At 54.7% G+C, this 20,550-nt stretch carries 25 protein-coding genes; 23 read left to right on the top strand and 2 right to left on the bottom strand.

Annotation, left to right across the window (positions count from 1 at the left end; all coding sequences use genetic code 11):
* Nucleotides 1-55 precede the first annotated feature (55 nt).
* From VF694_RS10315 to VF694_RS10325, 3 genes are all read left to right on the top strand, one after another.
* A complete protein-coding gene (locus tag VF694_RS10315; RefSeq protein ID WP_003800414.1) occupies nt 56-1,390 on the top strand; it encodes an MFS transporter in 1,335 nt (444 codons plus the stop codon).
* Nucleotides 1,391-1,604: 214 nt separating this feature from the next.
* Entirely contained in the window at nt 1,605-2,225 is a 621-nt protein-coding gene (locus VF694_RS10320) for a LysE family translocator (protein ID WP_003800412.1), read from the top strand.
* Between the two features lie 753 nt (nt 2,226-2,978).
* On the top strand, nt 2,979-3,287 hold the full coding sequence (locus VF694_RS10325) for a hypothetical protein (protein WP_131071681.1): 309 nt from the start codon (nt 2,979-2,981) through the stop codon (nt 3,285-3,287).
* A 373-nt stretch (nt 3,288-3,660) separates the two neighbouring features.
* On the opposite strand, the gene VF694_RS10330 is transcribed toward VF694_RS10325, so the two are convergent.
* A complete protein-coding gene (locus tag VF694_RS10330) occupies nt 3,661-3,990 on the bottom strand; it encodes a DHCW motif cupin fold protein (protein WP_003800408.1) in 330 nt (109 codons plus the stop codon).
* Between the two features lie 171 nt (nt 3,991-4,161).
* On the opposite strand from VF694_RS10330, the gene VF694_RS10335 reads away from it, so the two are divergent.
* The 7 genes from VF694_RS10335 (at nt 4,162) to VF694_RS10365 (ending at nt 8,269) form a co-directional block, all read left to right on the top strand.
* A complete protein-coding gene (locus VF694_RS10335) occupies nt 4,162-4,341 on the top strand; it encodes a hypothetical protein (protein ID WP_059317685.1) in 180 nt (59 codons plus the stop codon).
* A 186-nt stretch (nt 4,342-4,527) separates the two neighbouring features.
* Nucleotides 4,528-5,118, top strand: coding sequence for a hypothetical protein (locus VF694_RS10340; protein ID WP_235587628.1), 591 nt, complete (start codon nt 4,528-4,530; stop codon nt 5,116-5,118).
* Nucleotides 5,119-5,333: 215 nt separating this feature from the next.
* Nucleotides 5,334-6,260 carry an SPFH domain-containing protein gene (locus VF694_RS10345; RefSeq protein WP_003800403.1) on the top strand — a complete coding sequence of 309 codons (927 nt, stop codon included), beginning with the start codon at nt 5,334-5,336 and terminating at the stop codon, nt 6,258-6,260.
* A gap of 23 nt (nt 6,261-6,283) precedes the next feature.
* Nucleotides 6,284-6,736 carry an NfeD family protein gene (locus tag VF694_RS10350; protein ID WP_003800402.1) on the top strand — a complete coding sequence of 151 codons (453 nt, stop codon included), beginning with the start codon at nt 6,284-6,286 and terminating at the stop codon, nt 6,734-6,736.
* Between the two features lie 14 nt (nt 6,737-6,750).
* Nucleotides 6,751-7,515, top strand: coding sequence for a class I SAM-dependent methyltransferase (locus VF694_RS10355; RefSeq protein ID WP_100214776.1), 765 nt, complete (start codon nt 6,751-6,753; stop codon nt 7,513-7,515).
* Nucleotides 7,490-7,984, top strand: a complete 495-nt coding sequence (locus VF694_RS10360) for a WG repeat-containing protein (protein WP_336579560.1) — start codon at nt 7,490-7,492, stop codon at nt 7,982-7,984. Before VF694_RS10355 ends, VF694_RS10360 begins: the two co-directional genes overlap by 26 nt.
* Nucleotides 7,985-8,029: 45 nt before the next feature.
* The gene (locus tag VF694_RS10365; RefSeq protein WP_003800396.1) at nt 8,030-8,269 is read left to right on the top strand and encodes a putative hemolysin; all 240 of its coding nucleotides are present in this window, start codon (nt 8,030-8,032) and stop codon (nt 8,267-8,269) included.
* Between the two features lie 154 nt (nt 8,270-8,423).
* Here VF694_RS10365 and VF694_RS10370 read toward each other — a convergent pair whose 3' ends face one another.
* Nucleotides 8,424-8,717, bottom strand: a complete 294-nt coding sequence (locus VF694_RS10370) for a hypothetical protein (RefSeq protein WP_003800394.1) — start codon at nt 8,715-8,717, stop codon at nt 8,424-8,426.
* A gap of 250 nt (nt 8,718-8,967) precedes the next feature.
* Between VF694_RS10370 and VF694_RS10375 the strand changes: the two genes are divergently transcribed.
* The 13 genes from VF694_RS10375 (at nt 8,968) to VF694_RS10435 (ending at nt 20,465) form a co-directional block, all read left to right on the top strand.
* Entirely contained in the window at nt 8,968-9,906 is a 939-nt protein-coding gene (locus VF694_RS10375) for a carbohydrate kinase family protein (RefSeq protein ID WP_157784334.1), read from the top strand.
* A gap of 36 nt (nt 9,907-9,942) precedes the next feature.
* Nucleotides 9,943-10,122, top strand: coding sequence for a hypothetical protein (locus VF694_RS10380; RefSeq protein WP_039943019.1), 180 nt, complete (start codon nt 9,943-9,945; stop codon nt 10,120-10,122).
* Nucleotides 10,123-10,702: 580 nt separating this feature from the next.
* A complete protein-coding gene (locus VF694_RS10385; RefSeq protein WP_003800390.1) occupies nt 10,703-10,948 on the top strand; it encodes a putative hemolysin in 246 nt (81 codons plus the stop codon).
* Nucleotides 10,949-11,178: 230 nt separating this feature from the next.
* Nucleotides 11,179-13,101, top strand: coding sequence for a threonine--tRNA ligase (thrS, locus tag VF694_RS10390; protein ID WP_059317680.1), 1,923 nt, complete (start codon nt 11,179-11,181; stop codon nt 13,099-13,101).
* Nucleotides 13,102-13,147: 46 nt separating this feature from the next.
* A complete protein-coding gene (infC, locus tag VF694_RS10395; protein ID WP_080584954.1) occupies nt 13,148-13,672 on the top strand; it encodes a translation initiation factor IF-3 in 525 nt (174 codons plus the stop codon).
* A 128-nt stretch (nt 13,673-13,800) separates the two neighbouring features.
* On the top strand, nt 13,801-14,763 hold the full coding sequence (gene gshB, locus VF694_RS10400) for a glutathione synthase (RefSeq protein ID WP_059317679.1): 963 nt from the start codon (nt 13,801-13,803) through the stop codon (nt 14,761-14,763).
* Nucleotides 14,760-15,167: a PTS sugar transporter subunit IIA gene (locus VF694_RS10405; RefSeq protein ID WP_003800383.1), complete on the top strand. Its 408-nt coding sequence runs from the start codon at nt 14,760-14,762 to the stop codon at nt 15,165-15,167. Before gshB ends, VF694_RS10405 begins: the two co-directional genes overlap by 4 nt.
* Before the next feature lie 36 nt (nt 15,168-15,203).
* Nucleotides 15,204-15,473, top strand: coding sequence for an HPr family phosphocarrier protein (locus VF694_RS10410; RefSeq protein ID WP_003800381.1), 270 nt, complete (start codon nt 15,204-15,206; stop codon nt 15,471-15,473).
* A gap of 60 nt (nt 15,474-15,533) precedes the next feature.
* Complete coding sequence (gene ptsP / locus VF694_RS10415) at nt 15,534-17,246, top strand: phosphoenolpyruvate--protein phosphotransferase (RefSeq protein ID WP_193353485.1); 1,713 nt, start codon at nt 15,534-15,536, stop codon at nt 17,244-17,246.
* Between the two features lie 319 nt (nt 17,247-17,565).
* Nucleotides 17,566-18,054 carry a hypothetical protein gene (locus VF694_RS10420; protein WP_003800375.1) on the top strand — a complete coding sequence of 163 codons (489 nt, stop codon included), beginning with the start codon at nt 17,566-17,568 and terminating at the stop codon, nt 18,052-18,054.
* 106 nt (nt 18,055-18,160) lie between these two features.
* Nucleotides 18,161-18,451 (top strand): accessory factor UbiK family protein, encoded by a 291-nt coding sequence (locus VF694_RS10425; RefSeq protein WP_003800374.1) that lies wholly within the window; start codon nt 18,161-18,163, stop codon nt 18,449-18,451.
* A gap of 87 nt (nt 18,452-18,538) precedes the next feature.
* Nucleotides 18,539-19,693, top strand: a complete 1,155-nt coding sequence (locus tag VF694_RS10430) for an MFS transporter (protein WP_440164331.1) — start codon at nt 18,539-18,541, stop codon at nt 19,691-19,693.
* A gap of 94 nt (nt 19,694-19,787) precedes the next feature.
* Entirely contained in the window at nt 19,788-20,465 is a 678-nt protein-coding gene (locus VF694_RS10435; protein ID WP_440164296.1) for a pentapeptide repeat-containing protein, read from the top strand.
* Nucleotides 20,466-20,550: the final 85 nt, after the last annotated feature.

Genomic DNA, 20,550 nt, shown 5'->3' on the forward strand with positions numbered 1-20,550 from the left:
GGCTTGTAGAGCGAATGGCATCAAGACAGAAACTCCATATTGGGGGAGACAAATCATGAAAACAATAGAAGTGAATGAAGTCATTGAGCAGGCCCGTTTTGGATCTTATCACTGGCTGGTGATGAGCCTGTGTGCGTTGCTGCTGGTGTTTGATGGCTATGACCTGTTCATTTATGGCGTGGTCTTGCCGGTGCTGATGGACGAGTGGAATCTGACTCCGGTACAGGCTGGTGCCTTGGGCAGCTACGCCTTGTTTGGCATGATGTTCGGCGCGTTTGTGTTCGGGCCCCTGGCTGATCGGATTGGCCGCAAAAAGGGGGTCACCCTTTGCTTTACCTTGTTCAGTCTGGCCACATTTTTCAATGGTTTTGCATCCTCACCGACCGAGTTTGGTGTGTATCGCTTTCTGGCTGGCTTGGGCTGCGGGGGCTTGATGCCCAATGCCGTGGCCTTGATGAATGAGTATTCGCCCAAGCGGTCGCGCAGCACCTTGGTGGCGATCATGTTCAGTGGCTATTCATTGGGTGGCCTTTTGTCGGCGGCGATCGGCATCTATATGCTGCCGCGCTTTGGCTGGCAGTCCATGTTTTTCTGTGCGGCCATACCGTTGTTGCTGCTGCCTTTGATTGTCTGGAAACTGCCCGAGTCGCTGGCGTTTCTGATGCGCCAGGGACAAGAAGACAAGGCACGGGCGATTGTGCAGAAACTGGCGCCGGAAATGGAGGTGTCAAAGCAGACAGTGTTGACCTTGAATGAGCCGAAAAAAGCGGGCGTGCCTATGCTGGATCTGCTCAAAGATGGGCGTTTGCTGGGCACCTTGATGATCTGGCTAGCGTTTTTCTGCTGTTTGCTGATGGTTTATGCACTGGGTTCCTGGTTGCCTAAACTGATGGCCAATGCCGGTTACAGCCTGGGCTCCAGCCTGTCTTTCTTGGTGGCGCTGAATCTGGGGGGGATGTTCGGTGCCATTTTGGGCGGCTGGCTGGGAGATCGGTTCAGCTTGCCCAAGGTGGTGGCATGGTTCTTTCTGGTGTCAGCGGTCTCAATTACGCTGCTGGGTTTCAAAAGCCCGACTTTGCTCCTGTATTTGCTGATCGTGATCGCCGGGGCGACGACGATAGGCACGCAAATTCTGCTGTATGCGAATGCGGCGCAATTCTACCCGCTGTCCATGCGTTCCACGGGTCTGGGCTGGGCGTCGGGAGTGGGGCGTCTGGGTGCGATTGCAGGACCTTTTCTGGGGGGGACTCTGATGGCAGCCAACTTGCCCTTGCAAATGAATTTTATGGCTTTTGCGGTACCGGGCGTTCTTGCCATGCTGGCCTTTCTCGTGTTTTTGGCCTCGTTGCGCAGTAGTTCGCGGCTAGCCATGAATGCCGTAGCAGGTTAGTTCTGAGGGTTTGCCAGGCCGTTCCTAAAACGGCCTTCCTGGTCGCTATCGGCTGGCAGCCTGTTGGATTGGGGGAGCGTCGTTATACTTACTTGTGCTAACAGGTCCTCTTTCAAGGGGGCGCCGGTATCAGGTTTGAACCCGTCTTTGTCAGTCCACCAATGCCAGCACTTCCGAAGGAAGTGCTGGCATTGTCTATGGAGTCCGTCCCATCATGAATGCCAGTAGTGTCTTGCTGTTTCTGCCCGCCTGCTTTGCCTTGAACATGGCTTTTGGGCCCAATAATCTCTTGTCCATGACCGTGGGTGCCAAGCAGGGGGTGTCTACGGCCCTGGTCGCGGCTATGGGACGCCTGCTTGCTTTCGCGATCATGATTGTGGTGGCAGCGCTGGGGATGGGAAGCTTGCTGATGGTCTCTGAAACGGCGTTTACCGTCGTCAAGTTTGTCGGCGCGGCCTACCTCATCTGGCTGGGCATCAAGCTTTTGCGTGCCAATGGCAGGGCATCCACAGAGCAGCTAGAGCTGGGCAAAACGGATATCCGGGGGCTGGCACGTCAGGAGTTTTTGGTGGCGATTGGCAACCCTAAGGCAATCCTGATCTTTACGGCCTTTTTTCCACAGTTTGTGGACATGAATAATTACTGGACCAGTTTTATGATTCAGGGCGTGATTTTCTTGTTGCTGGAGGTGATTGCGATCGCCGCCTACGCGTATGTGGGTACGCGGCTGTCCGGGGTGCTGCAGCATGCGCAGGGGCTGCGTTGGGTGAATCGTATCAGTGGCAGCATGATGATTGGCTTTGGTTTGATCCTTGCCATGGCCAGACGTTCATAACATCTGCATTGAGCTTGGCCAAGAAAGCGCTCGCACGAGCGCTTTTTTTTCCTTTTTACATCCTTATCCCTACACTCTTGTTTTTTTGACTGTTTTTGGTTTGCAGAGAAAATATGCAAACAAACAAACAAACAGACTGACAGGGCAACGCGCGGCCCCTGTTTTTTCCTGGATGTGCATTGATGCAGGGAAAACACTAGGTAGTATGAAAGACGCTTGCGATTTGGTTTCTTTTTGATAGGATGAAAATTCGTTCTACGCTTTCACTATTAACCAAGCAGCAGGAGGTGAGGATGAACGATATACCGATGAACTGGCCCGGTGATTTTCCGAATAAACACGATTCACTATAAACACTCATTAAAAACGGAGTCTTTTGCCCGCCAGGCCGCCTTTGGGCGGCTTTTTTTATGCATGCTGTTATTTTGCATAAAGATCATTTTATCTGCTGTGGCTATTTTCGAGTTGTTTTCTGGGCTTCTATGGATCGCGCTTTAATGCGTTTTATTTCAAGCAATGGTTGGGTCTCCGTATTTATCAGTAATCACCGTTGCAGTGTCTGAGTGGAAACAGCGGCCTCAGCTCATCCCCTCGGTCATCGACGAACCGGTGCCTGTCACCTGGGCCAGTAGCAAAGGCATTAAACAGCTCAGGCATCTCTGTGCGGCCATTAACTTGTAAGATAGCGCCTGAGGGAATGGACCAAGGCGTTTGGCCCTGGTTTGTTAAGCGTGGATGTGGGCAAAGGGTGTAATGAATAATTCAAATCGGGCCTATATGAGCGATCTGCTTAGTGTCGCTTCCTGGATGACCGGCCTGGGAGCGGCTTTTGTGGGGTTTGTTTACTTGCTGTCCTTTCCCTGGGATTGGGTCGTACCGGCCGCGATTGGTCTGGAAGTGGTCTTGTTGGTCATCGCCATAAGAATGGAGTTTTCAGCCAGACAAGTGAGTGGAGCCGCGGGCTGGGCAACGTTTGGATTCGTGTTCGGACACATCTGGATATTTGCGGCGGCACTGGTTCTGCGAGGCATCGTGTTGCTGGGGCAATGGGCGTTGGCTTAAGTCAGGCCGTCCCAGCCTTGGGTTGCTCGCCCGCATGTTCCTACAAGGCAGTCATCAATTCAGCCTGGCGGTCAGGTCGGCGAGGAAGGCAAACATCGGCCCCGGTCTAGCCTACGTTCGCGATGGGCGCGTTGGTAAACCAGCGCCCAAGGCAGGCTGCCAATACCCGTTGCGGTTTCCCTGATATCTGTCATCAGACTCGTGGTGACAAAAACTTTTTTACCGGGATTGAAGTGGGGCTAGAACGGGCCTACGATCAGCGTACCCCCATGTCGCTGATGCCCTGCATCAAGATGTCCGGCAGAACAGCGGCCAATACGATCGGCACACTGGCGGTCATCTCGCAGTCCTCCAACGTCGCGAGTAACAGGCCTTAATCCACAATGTAGAGTTTGGCGCCTGTCTGGGTGGAGGAACGATGTGGCTCGGCATTATCAGCCACATGGTAGGACTGCCCCGCCCTTAACGTGAAGCGGCGCCCGTCTTGCAGCTCGGTGTCCAATTCGCCCTCCAGACACAGCAGCATATGGCCTTTGACACACCAGTGATCGGCCAGGTAACCGGGGCTGTATTCCACCATGCGTACACGAATGGGGCCAAACTGCTGGGTACGCCACAGGGCCATGCCGGTTTCGCCTTTGTGCTCTGTAGGGTTAATGTCGGACCAGTTGACGGTGCAAAAAGGTAAGTTCTGAATATCCATGTGTGTGGCTCCTTAAAGAGGAATGAGGTTCATACTAGGCCTGTTCGAAAGATTTGGTTTGCTCCCTTACGAATTTTGCCTGATACGGACGATTTCAATTTAGAAATTTGCTGATGTCACAAGTGCAGGGAGGCGAGGAATACTCGCGCTTAACAAGGGCACGACACGCTTTTGACGATTTTCAGCAGCCTGGGGCAGAAAAACTATCAGCTGGCGGGCAAAGCAGACGAGCGTTGCGTCTTGGTTTATACCAATCGCAGCGCCACGCCTTATGAAATCATCACCATGGTAGATGGTCTGGATGTTTTGTCGGGCAAGCCGGGCAGCCGCAGCTCTAAGGCTGATCTCTAGCAGGCTGGGACCGTCTTGCGGATCGAGCGCCTTCCGTCTCTTCGTCAACAGAGCCGTCAGTGTTCGATGAGGGGACGCAGGACAATCGCGTAAATGTCAGAGCTCATAGCGGGAAAGTACGCGCTTGGAGCCCCGAAACGACTCTGTTAATGTGGGCCAGGATTTGTCACTTTGCAAGGACAAGCCATGCCGCCAGAGTTGATCCACCCCGAGCATTTTGTCCACGTTCGCATCATTATCGGTATGGTGCTGGGGATCAGCATTTCCCGTCTGATTGTGGGCGTCTCCGAGTTCATTCAGCATCCCAAAGCCAAACGCATCTACCCCATTCATATGGGGTGGGTGCTGTACCTGTTTCTGACGATTATCCATTTTTGGTGGTATGAGTTCAGCCTGGTCAAAGTGCAAGTCTGGTCCTTTCCGCTGTATTTTTTCCTGATTCTGTATACCTGCGTGTTTGCCATCATGGCCTCCTTGCTCTTTCCTTCCAGCCTGCAGGAGTATCGGGGCTTTGAGGATTACTTCCAGACTCGGCGGCGTTCGTTCTACGGTATTTTTGTACTCATCCAGATCATGGATTTGATCGACACTGCCATCAAGGGAGAGGCCTATTTTCTCAGTCTGGGACTGGAGTATCCCTTGCAGCAAACGGTATTTATCGTCATGGGGTTGATCGCGATGGTCGTGCCCAGCCAACGTTACCAGGCCGCTTTAGTTGTGTTGACGCTGCTTTATAAAGGGCTGTGGATTTTCCGCTTGTACGACATTTTGAATTAATGCCGCTCAGTGGTGTCGACCCGCTTCCTGTGTGTCCAAGGCAGAATTTTTTCCGCGTCCACCTGTTTTACGCGTGCTGGCCTGTTTGTCGGGTTTGATAACGTGGCTGGATGCCGTCAACGGAAAGGGCCGCGCAATGACGTTCTTTCGCTGAGCTGTCATTGAGGCTGGGCTAGAATTGCTTTTTCAGCTTTGTTCTTGGAGAGGGTGACGACATGAGTGGCTCCTTTACCTTTGTAGTGATGTTGGCGTTTTTGGCGGTGGTCGTGGTGATGGCCGGAGTCAAAGTAGTGCCTCAGGGGCAGCAATGGACGGTGGAACGCTTTGGTCGCTATACCCGTACGCTGACGCCGGGCCTGTCTTTATTGGTTCCGTTTATGGACCGTGTCGGCAGAAAACTCAAAATGATGGAATCCGTGCTGGATGTGCCGTCGCAAAACGTGATTTCTCGCGATAACGTGGCCGTTACCGCCGATGGTGTGGTGTTTTATCGCATCGACAATGCGGCTCAGGCAGCCTATGAAATTGATCACCTGGAAATGGCGATTGTGAATCTGACCACCACCAACCTGCGTTCGGTTCTGGGTTCGATGGAACTGGATCACATGCTGTCCAATCGCGAAGTGATCAACGATCGCCTGCTGGCAGCGGTGGATGCAGCGACGACACCTTGGGGCGTGAAAGTGACACGTGTTGAGATTCGTGACTTGAACATGGCGCCGGAATTGCAGGAAGCCATGAATTTGCAAATGACGGCGGAACGTCATCGCCGTGCGGTAGTGACCAAGGCCAGCGGGCAGAAAGAAGCCGAGGTCCTGCAGGCTGAAGGGGAAAAGCAGGCTGCTGTGCTGCGTGCCGAGGGTGAAAAGCAGTCGGCAATTCTACGGGCCGAGGCGCGTGAGCGTGAGGCCGAGGCGGAAGCGCGTGCCACCCGCGAGGTATCGGAGGCAATCAAAAGTGGGGACGTACAGGCTTTGCAGTACTTTGTGGGCCTGAAGTATGTGGAAGCGTTGCGGGACGTAGGCAATGGCCCCAATAGCAAGCTGGTATTGATGCCGTTGGAGGCCAGCGGCATCACCGGTGCCGTCGCCGGCGTCGCAGAGCTGTTAAAGTCCACCGCTGGTCACTCGGGCCAGGGTTAAGCGCAGGGCGGAAGGAGGTGATCGTGGCGTTTATTTTCGATTCCTTTTGGATATGGTTGGTATCAGGCCTTGTCCTGATTGCCGCCGAGGTTGTCATCTCCGGCGTCTATCTGCTTTGGCTGGGGTTGGGGGCTCTGACCGTGGGCTTGTTTTCAGCCGCCTGGCCCCATGCTCCCGTGTGGTTGCAATGGGTGATTTTGGCGCTTGCGATGATTGGCTGGGTGGTCGTGGGCGTACGGTGGCAACGGCGCAGCCGGGCGAATCAACCCGACATGCTCAACACTGGCTTGAGTGCCTATGTCGGGGCGCGTGCGCAGGTGAGCGAAGGTTTTGTGAATGGCCGAGGTCGTATTCGGCTTAACGATAGTTATTACAGTGCTACCGCGAGCCAGAGTCTGGAGCAGGGCGCTGTCGTAGTGGTCTTGGCGGTGGAAGGCGCTGAAATGCGTGTTCAGGCTGTTGAGCAGCATAAATAGGTACATGTAGAACCATGATGAATAATCGCTATGGAAAGTTGGCTTCCTTGGTGTATCACCTGGACAAGCCGGTAGGACGTTCTTTTGGAGATGTTGAGTATTATCTGGAGCGCTTGCGCGGTGTAAGCGGACCTGTTCTGGAGCCGGCAGTCGGTACAGGTCGCATGCTCATCCCCTTGTTACAGGCCGGGCTCGATGTCAGTGGCTTTGATATCTCTCAGGAAATGCTGGATTACTGCCAGCGAGAGCTGGAGCTTCGCTCCTTGACGGCGCGACTGGAGTTGGCGGGGTTTACGGATTACCGCGTCGATCGTCCTGTGGAGGCGATTGTGGTGCCGGCCGGCTCTTTTCAACTGCTGGACTCCTTTGAGCAGGGTTTGCTGGCCTTGCGCCGTTTTCATGCCAGTTTGAAGGTGGGTGGACGTTTATTGCTGGATCTGGACCCGGTGGCCGCTATTGTCAATGTGCAGCCCGGTTTGCGGACTTGGTCGGCCCCGCCACACGGCTTGATTACCCTCAATGCGACCCCCTTGGAAAAGGATTATTGCGCGCAGCTTACGCGGGAAATGCATCGCTATGAGCTCTGGGAACATGGTGTTTTGCTGGAAACCCAGCTGGAGCAGTTTTCGCTGCGCTGGTGGGGGGTACAGGAGATGCGGATGGCGCTGGAGCAGGTCGGCTTTACCGAGATAAGCGTATCAGGTGGCTACCAGTATGGAAAAACGCCGCAGGACACTGACGGAATCATCTCGTTTGAAGCATACAAGCGCCAGGACTGAAATGCCGCTGTGCATGGCGGGGGCGATTTGTACTATCGTCCGTCGCGTGCAGGCAGGCCTGCGGGCAGAAGGGCTATTCTGGATTCAAGCCTTGTTTCTGCTTTTGACCTTCACGTTTGGTACGTCTGCATACAGTCAGCGCCTGATTCAAGATGAGCACGGCTGGGTTTATGTGAATCATCGCGGTGAAGCGCTGTTGCGACCCTTTATTTACGATAATGGCCCGGATTATTTCGAAGAAGGTTTGGCGCGTTTTGTGCATGACGGGAAGATGGGCTTTCACGACGAGGCCCTAAGGATCTGGGTCCCCGCCCGCTATGATTTTGCCTTTCCTTTTGTGAATGGCAAGGCTCAGGTTGGTATGGATTGTCACCGGGTGTCGGACGGAGAGCATCGTTCGGTGTACTGCCAGCATTGGGACAGCATTGTCCACCCCGTGTCAGGCTCAACCTTTGCGCCCGACCATTAGACGTTGCGCAGTACACTGCACGGCAGAACTTATCCGGAGAACATGATGAAAAAATGGGGAATCCTGGGACTGGTCAGCGTCTTGTCCGCCTGTGCAAATCAGCCAGCCAACCCGCCTGCCCTCGGTATGGCCAATCCCGCTTCGGCCTATTGTGTGGAAAAAGGAGGGCGCCTCGATATAGTGCAGACGGCGGCAGGGCAAGTGGGTATGTGTACCTTGCCTGATGGCAGCGTGATTGAAGAATGGGAATTGATGCGCCGGGACCATCCATCGCCGCAATCGTAATGTTTGATATTAAAAAGCCAGCAAATTGCTGGCTTTTATGTTTTTGATATCAAATGTGTGGCCTGACTTGGGGGCAAGCCTGTTTGTAGTGATGCGCCGCGTTCCAGCCGTGCTTCATCGCTTGAATTGCCCGGGTGTCGTAAATGGCCGTGGGTCAGCGCTCAATACGAACTTCAAAATACGCTTCTGATTCACCCAAATCACGAAAACCATCGCTCATGGCGCGCGTGGCGGCAGCGATCCATTTCTTGGCCAAGGCAATATCTTCTCCAGACAATTCGGTCTCTGCGGTTTCTTCCGCCAGTTGCCAGGCACGGTAGGCCTGGACCACGGCCTCTGGGCCTTGCATGACTTTTTCTAAGCTGCGGCGAAATCGCTCCTCAGCCTCGCGGCGGCCGCGTTCAGTGATATCGGAAGGAGCGTCGTGCAAAGTGATGGTATAGGACATGATGCTTCTTTTTTGCTGTATGGATGAACAGTAATTTAGCACGACTTTTTATCTTGGGCTAGATTTTTATGCGTCAGTCTACGCCATGAAAGCAAGCTGGTTTTATGGCTCTGGGCATGGCCGGTTGGGGTGGCGCCAGCAGCGGACTGAAAGCGCAGATCTGATTTTCTATCCTGGACCAAGAGAGGCCGCGGCTGGGTATACTGCTCCAGGCAGATTGGCGCTTTCTTATTCATGGCCGAGGTATACGGTGCAGCTTGTAGCAATTGGCAGTATTACCCTTGATATTGTGGTTTCAGGTATGCCGGCCGAGCTGGCGCGTGGTGACAAGCAGGAGGTGGGATCAATTGATCTGTATCCTGGCGGAGGCGCACTCAATGCGACAGCGAGTTTTATGGGCCAAGGCGAGACGGTCAGACTCGTGGGAGCGTTGGGCCGGGACGGCCTGGGTGCTCGTTTGCATGAGCATCTTGAACAATTAGGGGTGGCAGTCGGCAGTATCCAGTTCTGTCCCGATCAGCCAACCGGTAAAGCGATCGTTCTGGTCGAGCCGTCTGGTAGTGCGTCAGTATTGGCCCGTCGTGGGGCGAATGCCTGTTTGCGTGTGCAGGCGCAAGATCTGCTGGCCGATCTGGTTTATGTAGCCCCCTTGGCGCTGCAACCGATGGAAAGCCTGGCACAGGCTTTGTCTGGAAAAAGTGCCAATTCAAGTTGTTTGGTAGTCAACCCCAGTGTGGCCTGCTTACAGCATCAGGGTCAGGGGTTCAGGCAGGTTTATGCGCAGGCCGATGTGTTGGGCCTGAATGCCGTGGAGGCTCAAATGCTGGCCGGTGTTCAAGGCGCCGATATTCAACTGGACCTGTCGGTTCAGCACGCCTGTGCGCTGGCCAGCCGCCTGCAACATCATGCGCAACAAGCCTTGTTGATTACCTTGGGGGCACAGGGAGCTGTCTTGCTGTTCCAGGGGCAGCATTACGTACAGCCTGCTTGCAAGGTGACAGTGTGTTCTACCGTCGGAGCGGGCGATGCGTTTCTGTCCAGCTTTGCCTTGGCATGGAAACGTGGCGTAGGGCCGACTCGCGCCCTGACAGTGGCCAGTCAGGCCGCGGCAATGCGCTTGGAACAATGGGCCGCCAATGCGTTTCCTCCTCTGCTGGGAGAGGATGACAATGAAAGTCCTGTGCCCTAAATGGGATAACAGTTCATTTGATCGCGGGGAGGGGATATGGCAGCCATCGTCATTATTGTTAGCCTGTATCTGCTGGTAACGCTATTGTTGGGTGTGACTCTGCGTTATACCCGCCCGAACAGCTGGAAGCGGGATACGGGTTTGTTGATGGTCACGCCTTTGGCGGTGCCGCTAGCCTATGCTGTCTACTCTCTGCTGACTGGATGGGGGCCCTGATATCCCTCTGGTTTGAAAGCCTGTTGGCGTCCTTTAAGCAGGTATACGCCGTTTATGCCGCAGAAGTAAGTTGATGTTGCTTAATACAAGTCGTTGTGTCGTTCCTGTGCCGGAACTTGACAATCGTTGACTTCATGTTCGGAGCCTAGCCCGCTACCATAGTCCTAAGCTTGTTGTAAGTTGGACTTTGGGATGTACGCCATGATTAATGCCTCGAATCTGATCGATTATGTACCTGTGGTATTAATGCTGGCCGGCTGCGGTATTTTAGGTTTCATTCTCCTGTCTTTCTGGCTGCATCGTACGTAAGCCAGGCCTGACGCTGTTGCGTCTTGTCATAACCTGTCTCTTTTCAGGCATGATTTCAGCGCCTTTTTTGACTGAAGGTGTTGCTTTTGCTGCACGCTTGGCTGTGCCCGCTTTTCGTGCTGGACAAGTGTAGTAAGCTATTTCCACGATCTGTTTCGCGACTGGCGCACTCCGATTTTCGATCCCGCGCGTCGTAGCGATTGCCTGGACAGTCCCCATCTCGGAGGACATCTCAGACATCGGCAACCTTCAGATCAAGGAGAAGGAAATCATGTTTTTCCGCTTAGTTTCTGCCTGTGCAGGGTCTTTGATGCTGTCGGCATGTGCCAACTCTCCCCAAACCGTGGCCAAGCCTGTTGCCCAGACGAATCTGGCATCCTCTTTTTGTCAGCGCATGGGTGGGCAAACCATTGTTCATGAAAGCGAGAGTGGCGCTTATGGAACCTGTTTGATGAAAGATGGGTCGGAGTCGGAGGAGTGGGCGTTTTACCGTAGCTGGTATCCCCGTATGGATTGAATTCTTTTCCGAATGTGGTTTTTGTAGCGATACCGCATCGCGACGGCGGGGAAGGTGATAAACTTATCCAATCAAATGTGTTATTTGGGAAGCAGAATCTTATGAACTCAACGCGAACTACCCGTCGGCAAGTCTAGCCGTGGCCGCGTAGCGTTTCGTTTGCTTTTCAAGAACGTTCAATTCAAAAGCGCGGCTTTTTCAAGGCCGCGTTTTTTATTTCAGGAAGTGTTATGGTCCGAATCACACTGCCCGATGGCTCCCAGCGAGAGTTTGAGGGCCCGGTTTCCGTCAGCGAAGTGGCGAACTCGATTGGTACTGGCCTGGGCCGCGCGGCCCTGGCGGGTCGTGTCAGCACGCCAGGCACCGAGTCGCGGCTGGTGGATACCTCGTATGTGATTGACCAGGACAGCAATCTGGCCATCATTACCGCCAAGGACGCAGACGGCCTGGAGGTGATTCGTCACTCCACCGCTCACTTGTTGGCTTACGCGGTCAAGAGCTTGTTTCCAGACGCGCAGGTCACCATTGGCCCGGTGATCGACAATGGCTTTTACTACGACTTTTCCTACAAGCGTGCTTTCACGCCCGAGGACCTGGAAGCCATTGAAAAGAAAATGGCTGAACTGGCCAAGAAGGACGAAGTGGTCACCCGTGAGGAGTGGCTGCGTGACGATGCGGTCGAGTTCTTCAAAAGCATTGGTGAGGACTACAAGGCAGAAATCATTGCCTCCATCCCGTCCAACGAGCCCATCAGTCTGTATCGCGAGGGCGAGTTCATCGACTTGTGCCGTGGGCCGCACGTCCCATCGACGGGCAAGCTGAAAGTCTTCAAGCTGATGAAAGTCGCAGGGGCTTACTGGCGCGGTGACAGCAACAATGAAATGCTGCAGCGCATTTACGGTACGGCCTGGGCGAGCAAGGAAGACCAGCAAGCCTATCTGACCATGCTGGAGGAGGCCGAGCGCCGCGACCACCGCAAGCTGGGGCGCGAACTGGACCTGTTCCACTTCCAGGAAGAAGCCCCCGGTCTGATTTTCTGGCACCCCAAAGGCTGGGTCATCTGGCAACAGGTCGAGCAATACATTCGTCGCGTGTATCAGGACAATGGTTATCAGGAAGTGAAAGCGCCGCAGATTCTGGATCTGTCGCTGTGGAAGAAAACAGGTCACTGGGATAACTATGCTGAAAATATGTTCACGACCGAGTCGGAGAATCGCGTTTATGGCCTAAAGCCCATGAACTGCCCCGGCCACGTGCAGATTTTCAATTCAGGTCTGCATTCCTACCGTGAGCTGCCTATTCGTTATGGCGAGTTCGGTCAGTGCCACCGTAATGAACCGTCGGGCGCCTTGCACGGCATGATGCGGGTGCGCGGATTTACACAAGACGACGGCCACATTTTCTGTACGGAAGACCAGTTGCAGGACGAATGCGCGGCGTTTACAGCCCAGTTGCAAGCGGTGTATGCGGACTTTGGCTTTACCGAGATTTTGTACAAGGTCGCTACTCGCCCTGAAAAGCGCATTGGTGATGATGCCGTCTGGGACAAGGCTGAGCAAGCCCTGATCGAGAGCTTGCGTCGTACCGGTTGCGAGTTCGAGATTTCGGAAGGCGAGGGGGCGTTTTACGGTCCGAAGATCGAGTACACCCTGAAAGACGCGATTGGCCGTCACTGGCAGTGCGGTACCATTCAGGTGGACTTCTCCATGCCCGCCCGTCTCGGGGCCGAGTATGTGGATGCTCAGGACCAGCGACGCGTGCCTGTTATGTTGCACCGTGCTATTTTGGGGTCGTTTGAGCGCTTTATTGGCATGTTGATTGAAAACCATGCCGGCGCCTTGCCTGCCTGGCTGGCGCCAGAGCACGTGGTGGTATGCTGCATTTCAGAAAGTTCGGCTGATTATGCCCAGTCCGTCGCCCAAAATCTGAAGAAAATGGGATTTCGTGCCTCCTCTGATTTGCGCGGTGAAAAAATCACTCGTAAAATCCGTGAGCACAGTATGCAAAAAGTGCCCTATATTCTGGTCGTGGGTGAAAAAGAGCGTGAGAACGGTGCCGTTGCCGTACGTGCACGCGGTGGCGTGGACTTGGGCGTCATGCCGGTAGCCGATTTTTCAGCACGATTGAAACAAGAGATCGATAGCCGTCAGTAAAACAGGAACGCTATCGTTTTTATCGACATTTTTAGGAGTTTTCGACATCGCAACCGAGAAAAAACATCGCATCAATGGTGAAATTCGTATTCCAGAGGTGCGACTCATTGGAGTCGAGGGTGAGCAGCTAGGTATCGTCAAGGTACCTGACGCCTTGGCTATGGCAGAACAGCACGATGTGGATCTGGTGGAAATCGCCCCTGCGGCTGTGCCACCGGTGTGCCGCTTGATGGATTACGGCAAGTTCCGCTATCAGGAGCAAAAACGCCAACAGGAAGCCAAGGCCAAGCAAAAAATCATTCAGATCAAGGAAGTCAAATTCCGTCCCGGAACGGATGAAGGCGACTACCAGGTCAAGCTGCGCAACGTGAAACGTTTTATTGACGATGGCGACAAGGTTAAGGTGACTTTGCGTTTCCGTGGTCGTGAGATGGCTCACCAGGAATTGGGGATGCGCGTGCTGGAGCGGATTCGCGACGAAGTCAGCGAAATCTGTCAGGTTGAAGCGATGCCCAAGCTGGAAGGCCGTCAAATGGTCATGGTTCTGGCGCCTCGCAAGAAAGCGTCCTGATCGTTTTGCGCGATACTGCCTGGGCCTGCCCAGGAGCATTATGCGTTGCCCGATTCGCTCCCAAGTAGCGAGTCGGGCACAATCGCCTTTGCAGCTGGTTTGCAAAGGCGTTTTTCTCTAGGTGTGACATGCACGTTCTATTCATCATTGATCCCTTGCCCAGCCTGTCGGCTTACAAGGATTCCTCCGTTGCCATGATGCGTGCATTCCTGGCGCGTGGTCATCGCGTCAGCGTGACCTTGCAGTCTGATCTGTATATCGCCCAAAGCCGGGTTCGTACGCGCAGCCAGGCTGTCAGCATTGCTGCGGATGCCGATTTGCGTGCACCTGCGTGGTGGAGTCATCCCGAACAGGCCATCGAGCAGGAGCTCAATGCCTTTGACGCAGTGATCATGCGCAAGGACCCGCCTTTCGATATGGAGTACGCCTATTCCACGCACCTGCTCAGTTTTGCGCAGGAGCAAGGGGCCAAGGTCTTCAATTCAGGGGCAGCTATTCGCAATCACCCTGAAAAACTCGCCATTACCGAATTTCCACAGTTCACACCGCCTACCCTGGTCACCCGTGATATGGGTCGCTTGCGCGCCTTTCACCAAGAGCATCAAGATGTGATCGTCAAACCGCTGGACGGTATGGGCGGCATGGGTATTTTCCGTTTGCAGGATCCCGAACCCAACCTGGGTGCCATCCTGGAAACGCTGACTGCCAATGGTACGCAAACCATTATGGCGCAGCGCTACATTCCGGAGATCGTCAAGGGGGATAAGCGCATCCTCATTATTGACGGCGAGCCTGTGCCTTACGCCCTGGCCCGTATCCCTCTGGCTGGCGAAACGCGTGGCAATCTGGCGGCCGGTGGTCGCGGGGTTGCTCAGCCCTTGTCCGAGCATGACTGGCACATTGCCCGCACCTTGGGACCGGTGCTGGCGGCCCGTGGTTTGCTGCTGATCGGCCTGGATGTGATTGGTGACTACGTCACGGAAATCAATGTGACCAGCCCAACCTGTTTTGTCGAAATTACCGAGCAGACAGGCTTTGATGTGGCACAGCGCTTTGTCCAGGCTGTCGAGAAAGCGACGGGACGCGCGTGATCCGCCTAGCCTTGATTATGCATGAGCCCCTGGCCAGTGCGTTTGCCAGTTGCGCCGAGCACGTTCTGGGCGAGAAGCCCGATCTGTTTGTCTTTGATATTCAGGCGGACGAATGCACGGACACGGCGGTAGAGCGCTTGCTGGGGCAATTACACACGCAGGCGCCAGATGCCGTGGCGACCTTGATTCTGTGTGATCTGTATGGCGCCACTCCGTTTAATGTGGCGCGCCGGGTCCAGCAGGCTTTACAGGATCAGGGACAGGGCGCCTATTTATTGACCGGCACCAATATGTGCATGGTATTGAAAGCTTTGACCGAGCGACGCGACAATCCGGAGCAATTCGCTCAGGATGTCATGGCAGGCGCATTGCGTGGCATTGTTCACGCCGACTGCCATTGCTGATTTTGAATTTTCACTTTCATTTTTCCAGTTGCCTCTATGCCCAGCGTATCCATCACGATCAGTAATAAATTAGGTCTTCATGCACGGGCAGCGGCCAAGCTTACGCAATTGGCCGGCCGTTACAGCAGTGAGATTTTTATCGCACGTGGCTCTCAGCGTGTGAATGCAAAAAGTATTATGGGTGTCATGATGCTGGCCGCCGGAATGGGCGTCACGGTGGTGGTTGATGCCCAGGGCGATGACGCCGATCAGGCCCTGAATGATATCCAGGCGTTGTTTGACGCCAAGTTTGGTGAAAACGAATAAGGAACCACACCGGTCATGAATAGTGCTGCTGCTCGAACCCCCGCGTCTGATTTGTCCGCGATGTTTACCGCTCAAGGTCAAGCAGTCGGCAAGGGGTACGCCATTGCCAAGGCGGTGGTGATGAGCGCAGCTGCCTTGGAAGTTCCTCATTACCGGATTGCCGCCGAGGACGTGGATTCCGAATGTCAGCGTTTGCTGAGCGCCATGGCCGGTACGCGTGATGAACTGCGCACCATGGTGGACCAGTTGCCGGTGGATGCGCCGCGCGAGCTGGCGCCTATTTTGACGGTGCACAGCCTCTTGCTGGACGACCCCATGTTGACGCAGCAAACCTGTGCCATCATTGCCGAGCGTCACTACAACGCCGAATGGGCCTTGACCTCGCAGGGCCAGATGCTGGTCGAACAGTTTTCGCAGATGGAAGATGAATATCTGCGTGAGCGTGGTGCCGATGTGCGTCAGGTGATTGAACGGGTGCTGCGTGTCCTGGCTGGCAAACCCGCCATGCTGCCCGGCTTTGCCGCCGCTCACGAAGAGCCGCTGATTGTCGTGGCGCGTGATATTTCGCCTGCGGATATGTTGCGTTTGCGGGGAGGCCATTTTGCCGCCTTCCTGACTGATCTTGGCGGGCCGACCTCTCACACAGCCATTGTGGCTCGTAGTCTGGGCGTTCCGGCCGTTGTGGGTCTGGGCAGTTTTCGTAGTTTGATCCGCGATGGGGACTATCTGATTGTGGACGGCTTTTCAGGCGCCGTCATAGTGAATCCCTCCGAGCAGGTTCTGAGCGAATACCGGGAGCGGCAGGAAGCCTATCTCCGTGAACGTGCCGAGCTCCAGGCGCTGCTGGACGCCCCTGCGATGACTCTGGATGGTATTAATGTACGGCTCGAAGCCAATATCGAACTTCCCGAGGAGGCCGAGCTTGCCTTGAAAGCGGGCGCCGATGGCATTGGTTTGTTCCGTAGTGAGTTTTTGTTCATGGGGCGCACGGATTTGCCTTCTGAGCAGGAGCAGTATGAGGCGTATTCCCGCGTGGTCAAAGCCATGCAGGGCAAAGTTGTCACGATCCGCACACTGGATATTGGCGCCGACAAGACCTTGGATGGGGACGCGACGGTGGCGACCAATCCTGCCTTGGGCTTGCGCGCCATTCGCTACTGCCTGGATCGACCAGAAATGTTTGCCACGCAGTTGCGGGCCTTGTTACGTGCCAGCCAGCATGGGCAGATTCGTATCCTGATTCCCATGATCTCGTCCATGAACGAGGTGTACGCCAGCCGGCAGGCCATTGAAGCGGCTGCCCGCGAACTGGAGAAATCCGGCACGCCGTTTGCACGTAATTATTTGCTGGGGGCCATGGTGGAAGTGCCCGCCATTGCCATTGCCATCGAACCTTTCGTGCAGGAGCTCGATTTCCTGTCGATCGGTACCAACGACCTGATTCAGTATGTGTTGGCCGTCGATCGGGGCGATGCTGAAGTGGCCAATTTGTACGACCCCATGCACCCCGCTGTTTTGCGTTTGATTGCGCATACGATCAACGCCGCTGACCGCGCCGGCAAGCCAGTGGCTATCTGCGGCGAGATGGCCGGCGATGCTTCCGTGACCCGGATGCTGCTCGGGCTGGGTCTGAAAGAATTCTCCATGCATCCGCAGCAATTGCTGGATGTCAAAAAGGAAGTGCGTCTATCGCATTCCAACGCATTGCGTGTGAAAGTGGCCAGTGCCTTGAACCGCGCCGAGCGCATCGATTTGGCCACCTTAGCTGCCTAAGTAGTTGAAAATAGGTCTATTTAATTTGGTAAATATGTAACAAACCCCGGCTGTGATCCTATGAGGGATTCTATTTGTAACAGCGCATCAAAGCCGAGCTAGTCGCTAGGTGCTTGTTGTTAAAGGGTTTGTCATCCCGCTTGCACGATATCGTCAGATTCATTGAAATCAGGATTTACACTAATAGATTGGTCTGTGTGCCCAGCACCGATAGAATGGCTCTTAGGGGAGTTGTAACAGACCCAAGGCCGAGCTGGCAGTCGCAACAGATCTCGGCCCATTCTATCTAGCGACCTTGGAATAGTAGGAAGGAAATCTTATGAAACTGACTCGTGCTCATTTTGCTGTCATGGCCGCTGCTGCTTCGATGACTCTGCTGGCTGCGTGTTCCAAAGAGGACGATAAAGCCGCTACGAGTGCACCACCTGCTCCTGTTGCTGCTCCACAATCGACAGCGCCTGCCACCACTCCACCTGCACCAGAGGCTGACAAGACCTTGGAGCAGAGAACGGAAGAGCTGAAGAAGGATGCGGATAAAGTTGCTGAAGACGTCAAAAAAGACGCAGAGAAGCAGGAAGAAAACGCCAAGGAAAATCTCCATAACCTGAAGGAAGACGCCAAGGCAGCGGGTGATGCAGTTGCTGAGAAAGCCGTTGAGGCTAAAGATGCCATGGCCGACGCTGCCAGCCGTACAGGCGATGCCATTAAAGAAGGTGCTGCCAAAGCGGACAGCGCTATTCAGAGCAAGCTGGGCAATGGCGTAGATTCCTCGCCTTCTACTGTGCCTTCTGAACAGTCCAAGCCTTAAGGTTTGAATTAATCGGTCGCTTTTGCGGCCAGATGCAAAAAGCGGGTGCCTTCGGTACCCGCTTTTTCTATACTGCTGTTAGTGTCACTAATTTCAGGAGAGGACCATGATTAATCGTAGCGAGTGGCTGGAAGATCTGCAAAAAAATGTCTCGGAGCTGATCGCCAAAAGCCCGGCTGCCGATATTGAGCGCAATGTTAAAGCCTTTATGGGACAGGCTTTCAATCGCATGGACCTGGTGACTCGTGAAGAGTTCGATACCTACAAGTTGATGCTCGAACGCGCTCTGGCTCGTGTGGCCGCTTTGGAAACCCGCTTGCAAGCCCTTGAAGGACGTCAGGCACCGGTAGTCCAGGACAAGGGCGAGGTCCCTGAGCAAGCGGACAGCCAAGGCTGATTACGGCATTTGAATCCTACCGTCAGGCCTGGGGGCACACCATTGGCCAGCCCCTTTTTTACTGCTGTTTTTCTGGTCGTGACCGGGGTGTGCGCCGCATTGCATGTGTGGAAGGTACCCCCGGCTTTGCCTTTTATGCAGCGGGAATTGGGGATGGACTTGGTGCAGTCCGGCTTCTTGCTGGCCAGTGTGCAAATGGCCGGCATGTTGCTCGGGCTGTGCATTGGTCTGATTTCCGAGAAGATTGGTCTGCGCCGCTGCATTGTGACGGGGCTGGGTATTTTGTCTCTGGCTTCGCTGCTGGGCTCTCTGTCCGACCATAGCACGCCGGTATTGCTCGGTCGCATGATCGAAGGCTGTGGCTTTCTGATGGTGGTGTTGCCCATCCCGGCCCTGATTAAACGTATTACGGTTGCGGCACGCTTGAGCCGAGTCATGGGTTGGTGGGGGTGTTATATGCCTGCCGGCGCGGTCTTGATGCTGTGGGCGGGCGCTGCCTGGCTGGCAGTGGGCTCCTGGCGCACCTTGTGGGTGGTTCTAGGCATACTGACAGCCATCTTTATGGTTTTGACCTTTCTTCTTGTGCCCCCCGATTCTCAGACTCAAGCCAAGCGTGCAGTGCAGCACACTGTGGCGCTTCGCTGGTCCAGTCTGTTGCGCACGACCTTAAGCTCGGGCCAGGTTTGGTTGCTGGCTTTGGCCTTTGGCGTGTACGCGGCGCAATGGGCGGCAGTCGTGGGTTTTATGCCCACTATTTATAACCAGGCAGAGATAGCAGTCGGTACCGCCGGTTTGCTGACGGCCTCGATTGCTGCGGGGAATGTTATCGGCAATCTGGGGGCAGGGCGCTGTTTGCATGCGGGTATCCCGCCTCATAGATTGCTGCAAGCAGGCTACCTGGGCATGATTGCGTGTGCGGTCCTTGCGTTTGGACTGACACAAAATTTGGTGGTTCAGTTTGTCGCCATCCTGGTGTTCTCGATTGTGGGCGGCTTGATTCCCGCGACTTTGTTTTTTCTGGCCGTCACGGCCGCGCCTTCCCCGGAGACGACGTCCACGTCGGTGGGCTGGGTGCAGCAATGCTCTTCACTGGGTCAATTTGTAGGGCCGCCTGTCGTGGCTTCAGTCGTGCATATGTTGGGCGGGTGGCAGTGGGCGTGGGTCGCGACAGTCAGCTTTGCAATTTTGGGTTTGATCATTGCCTGGCGTCTGTCCCGATTGGGTTTGCCTGGCAGCCGTTAAGTTTTGCTCTGATCAAGGTCAGATTGCATGATGCAGATAGTCAAGGGGCCCGTGCCGTCAGGCGGGCTCTGTTTTTTTTTGAGGGGAAGGCAGCATGCTCGTCAGTAACGTCCAGATCACAAGAGATGAGTTGGCCGATCTGGTGGCCGGCGCCCATGCGTCTTTGAGTTTTGAGAACTGTATTTTTGATGATGAGGACCTGTCGGGGCTGGAGCTGGAAGGTTTGCTGTTTTCGGGTTGCAGTTTTTTGAGAACCTGCTTTACACGAGCCCATTTGCAAGACACGGTCTGGCAGCGTTGCAAGCTGAGTCAGTCAGATTTCAGCTTGGCGGACCTTAGTTCGGCCCGTTTTAGGGCTTGTGATCTGCACGTGAGCAAGTGGCTAGGCACTCGGATTGCCTCCTTGCAAATCGAGGACTCCAAGTTGAGCGCTGCGGTTTTCAACGAAACCCGTGGTTTGGACCTGAGGCTGCGTGAGTGCAAGCTAGTGGGTGCTACGTTGCGCGCGATTAGTTGCCGCAAGCAAAATCTGGTGCAACTGGATTTCTCCGATGCGGACCTCGGTGGCTGCGATTTCCAGGATGCCGTCTTTGAGGGCGGCAGTTTGCGCGGGGCCAGCCTGCGTGGGACCTGCTTTAAGGGGGCAGATTTGCGCAGTGTGGAGTTGGGCAGTATTAGCTTTTATGACTTGAACCACTCTTTTCAAGGTGCGTGTCTGTCGGTGGAACAGGCGGTCGGGCTAGTCAGTTCCATGGGGGTGCGGGTGCAGTAGGGGCAGCGTTGCGTACAAGTACGCAGTGATCAAGTCAGAGCCGCCATCTGGCACTTTCTTCCTTGGCTGGGCAAGCTATCTGTTT

Source organism: Alcaligenes sp. Lyrl_28 (genome assembly GCF_051948705.1).
Classification (GTDB): domain Bacteria; phylum Pseudomonadota; class Gammaproteobacteria; order Burkholderiales; family Burkholderiaceae_B; genus Alcaligenes; species Alcaligenes ammonioxydans.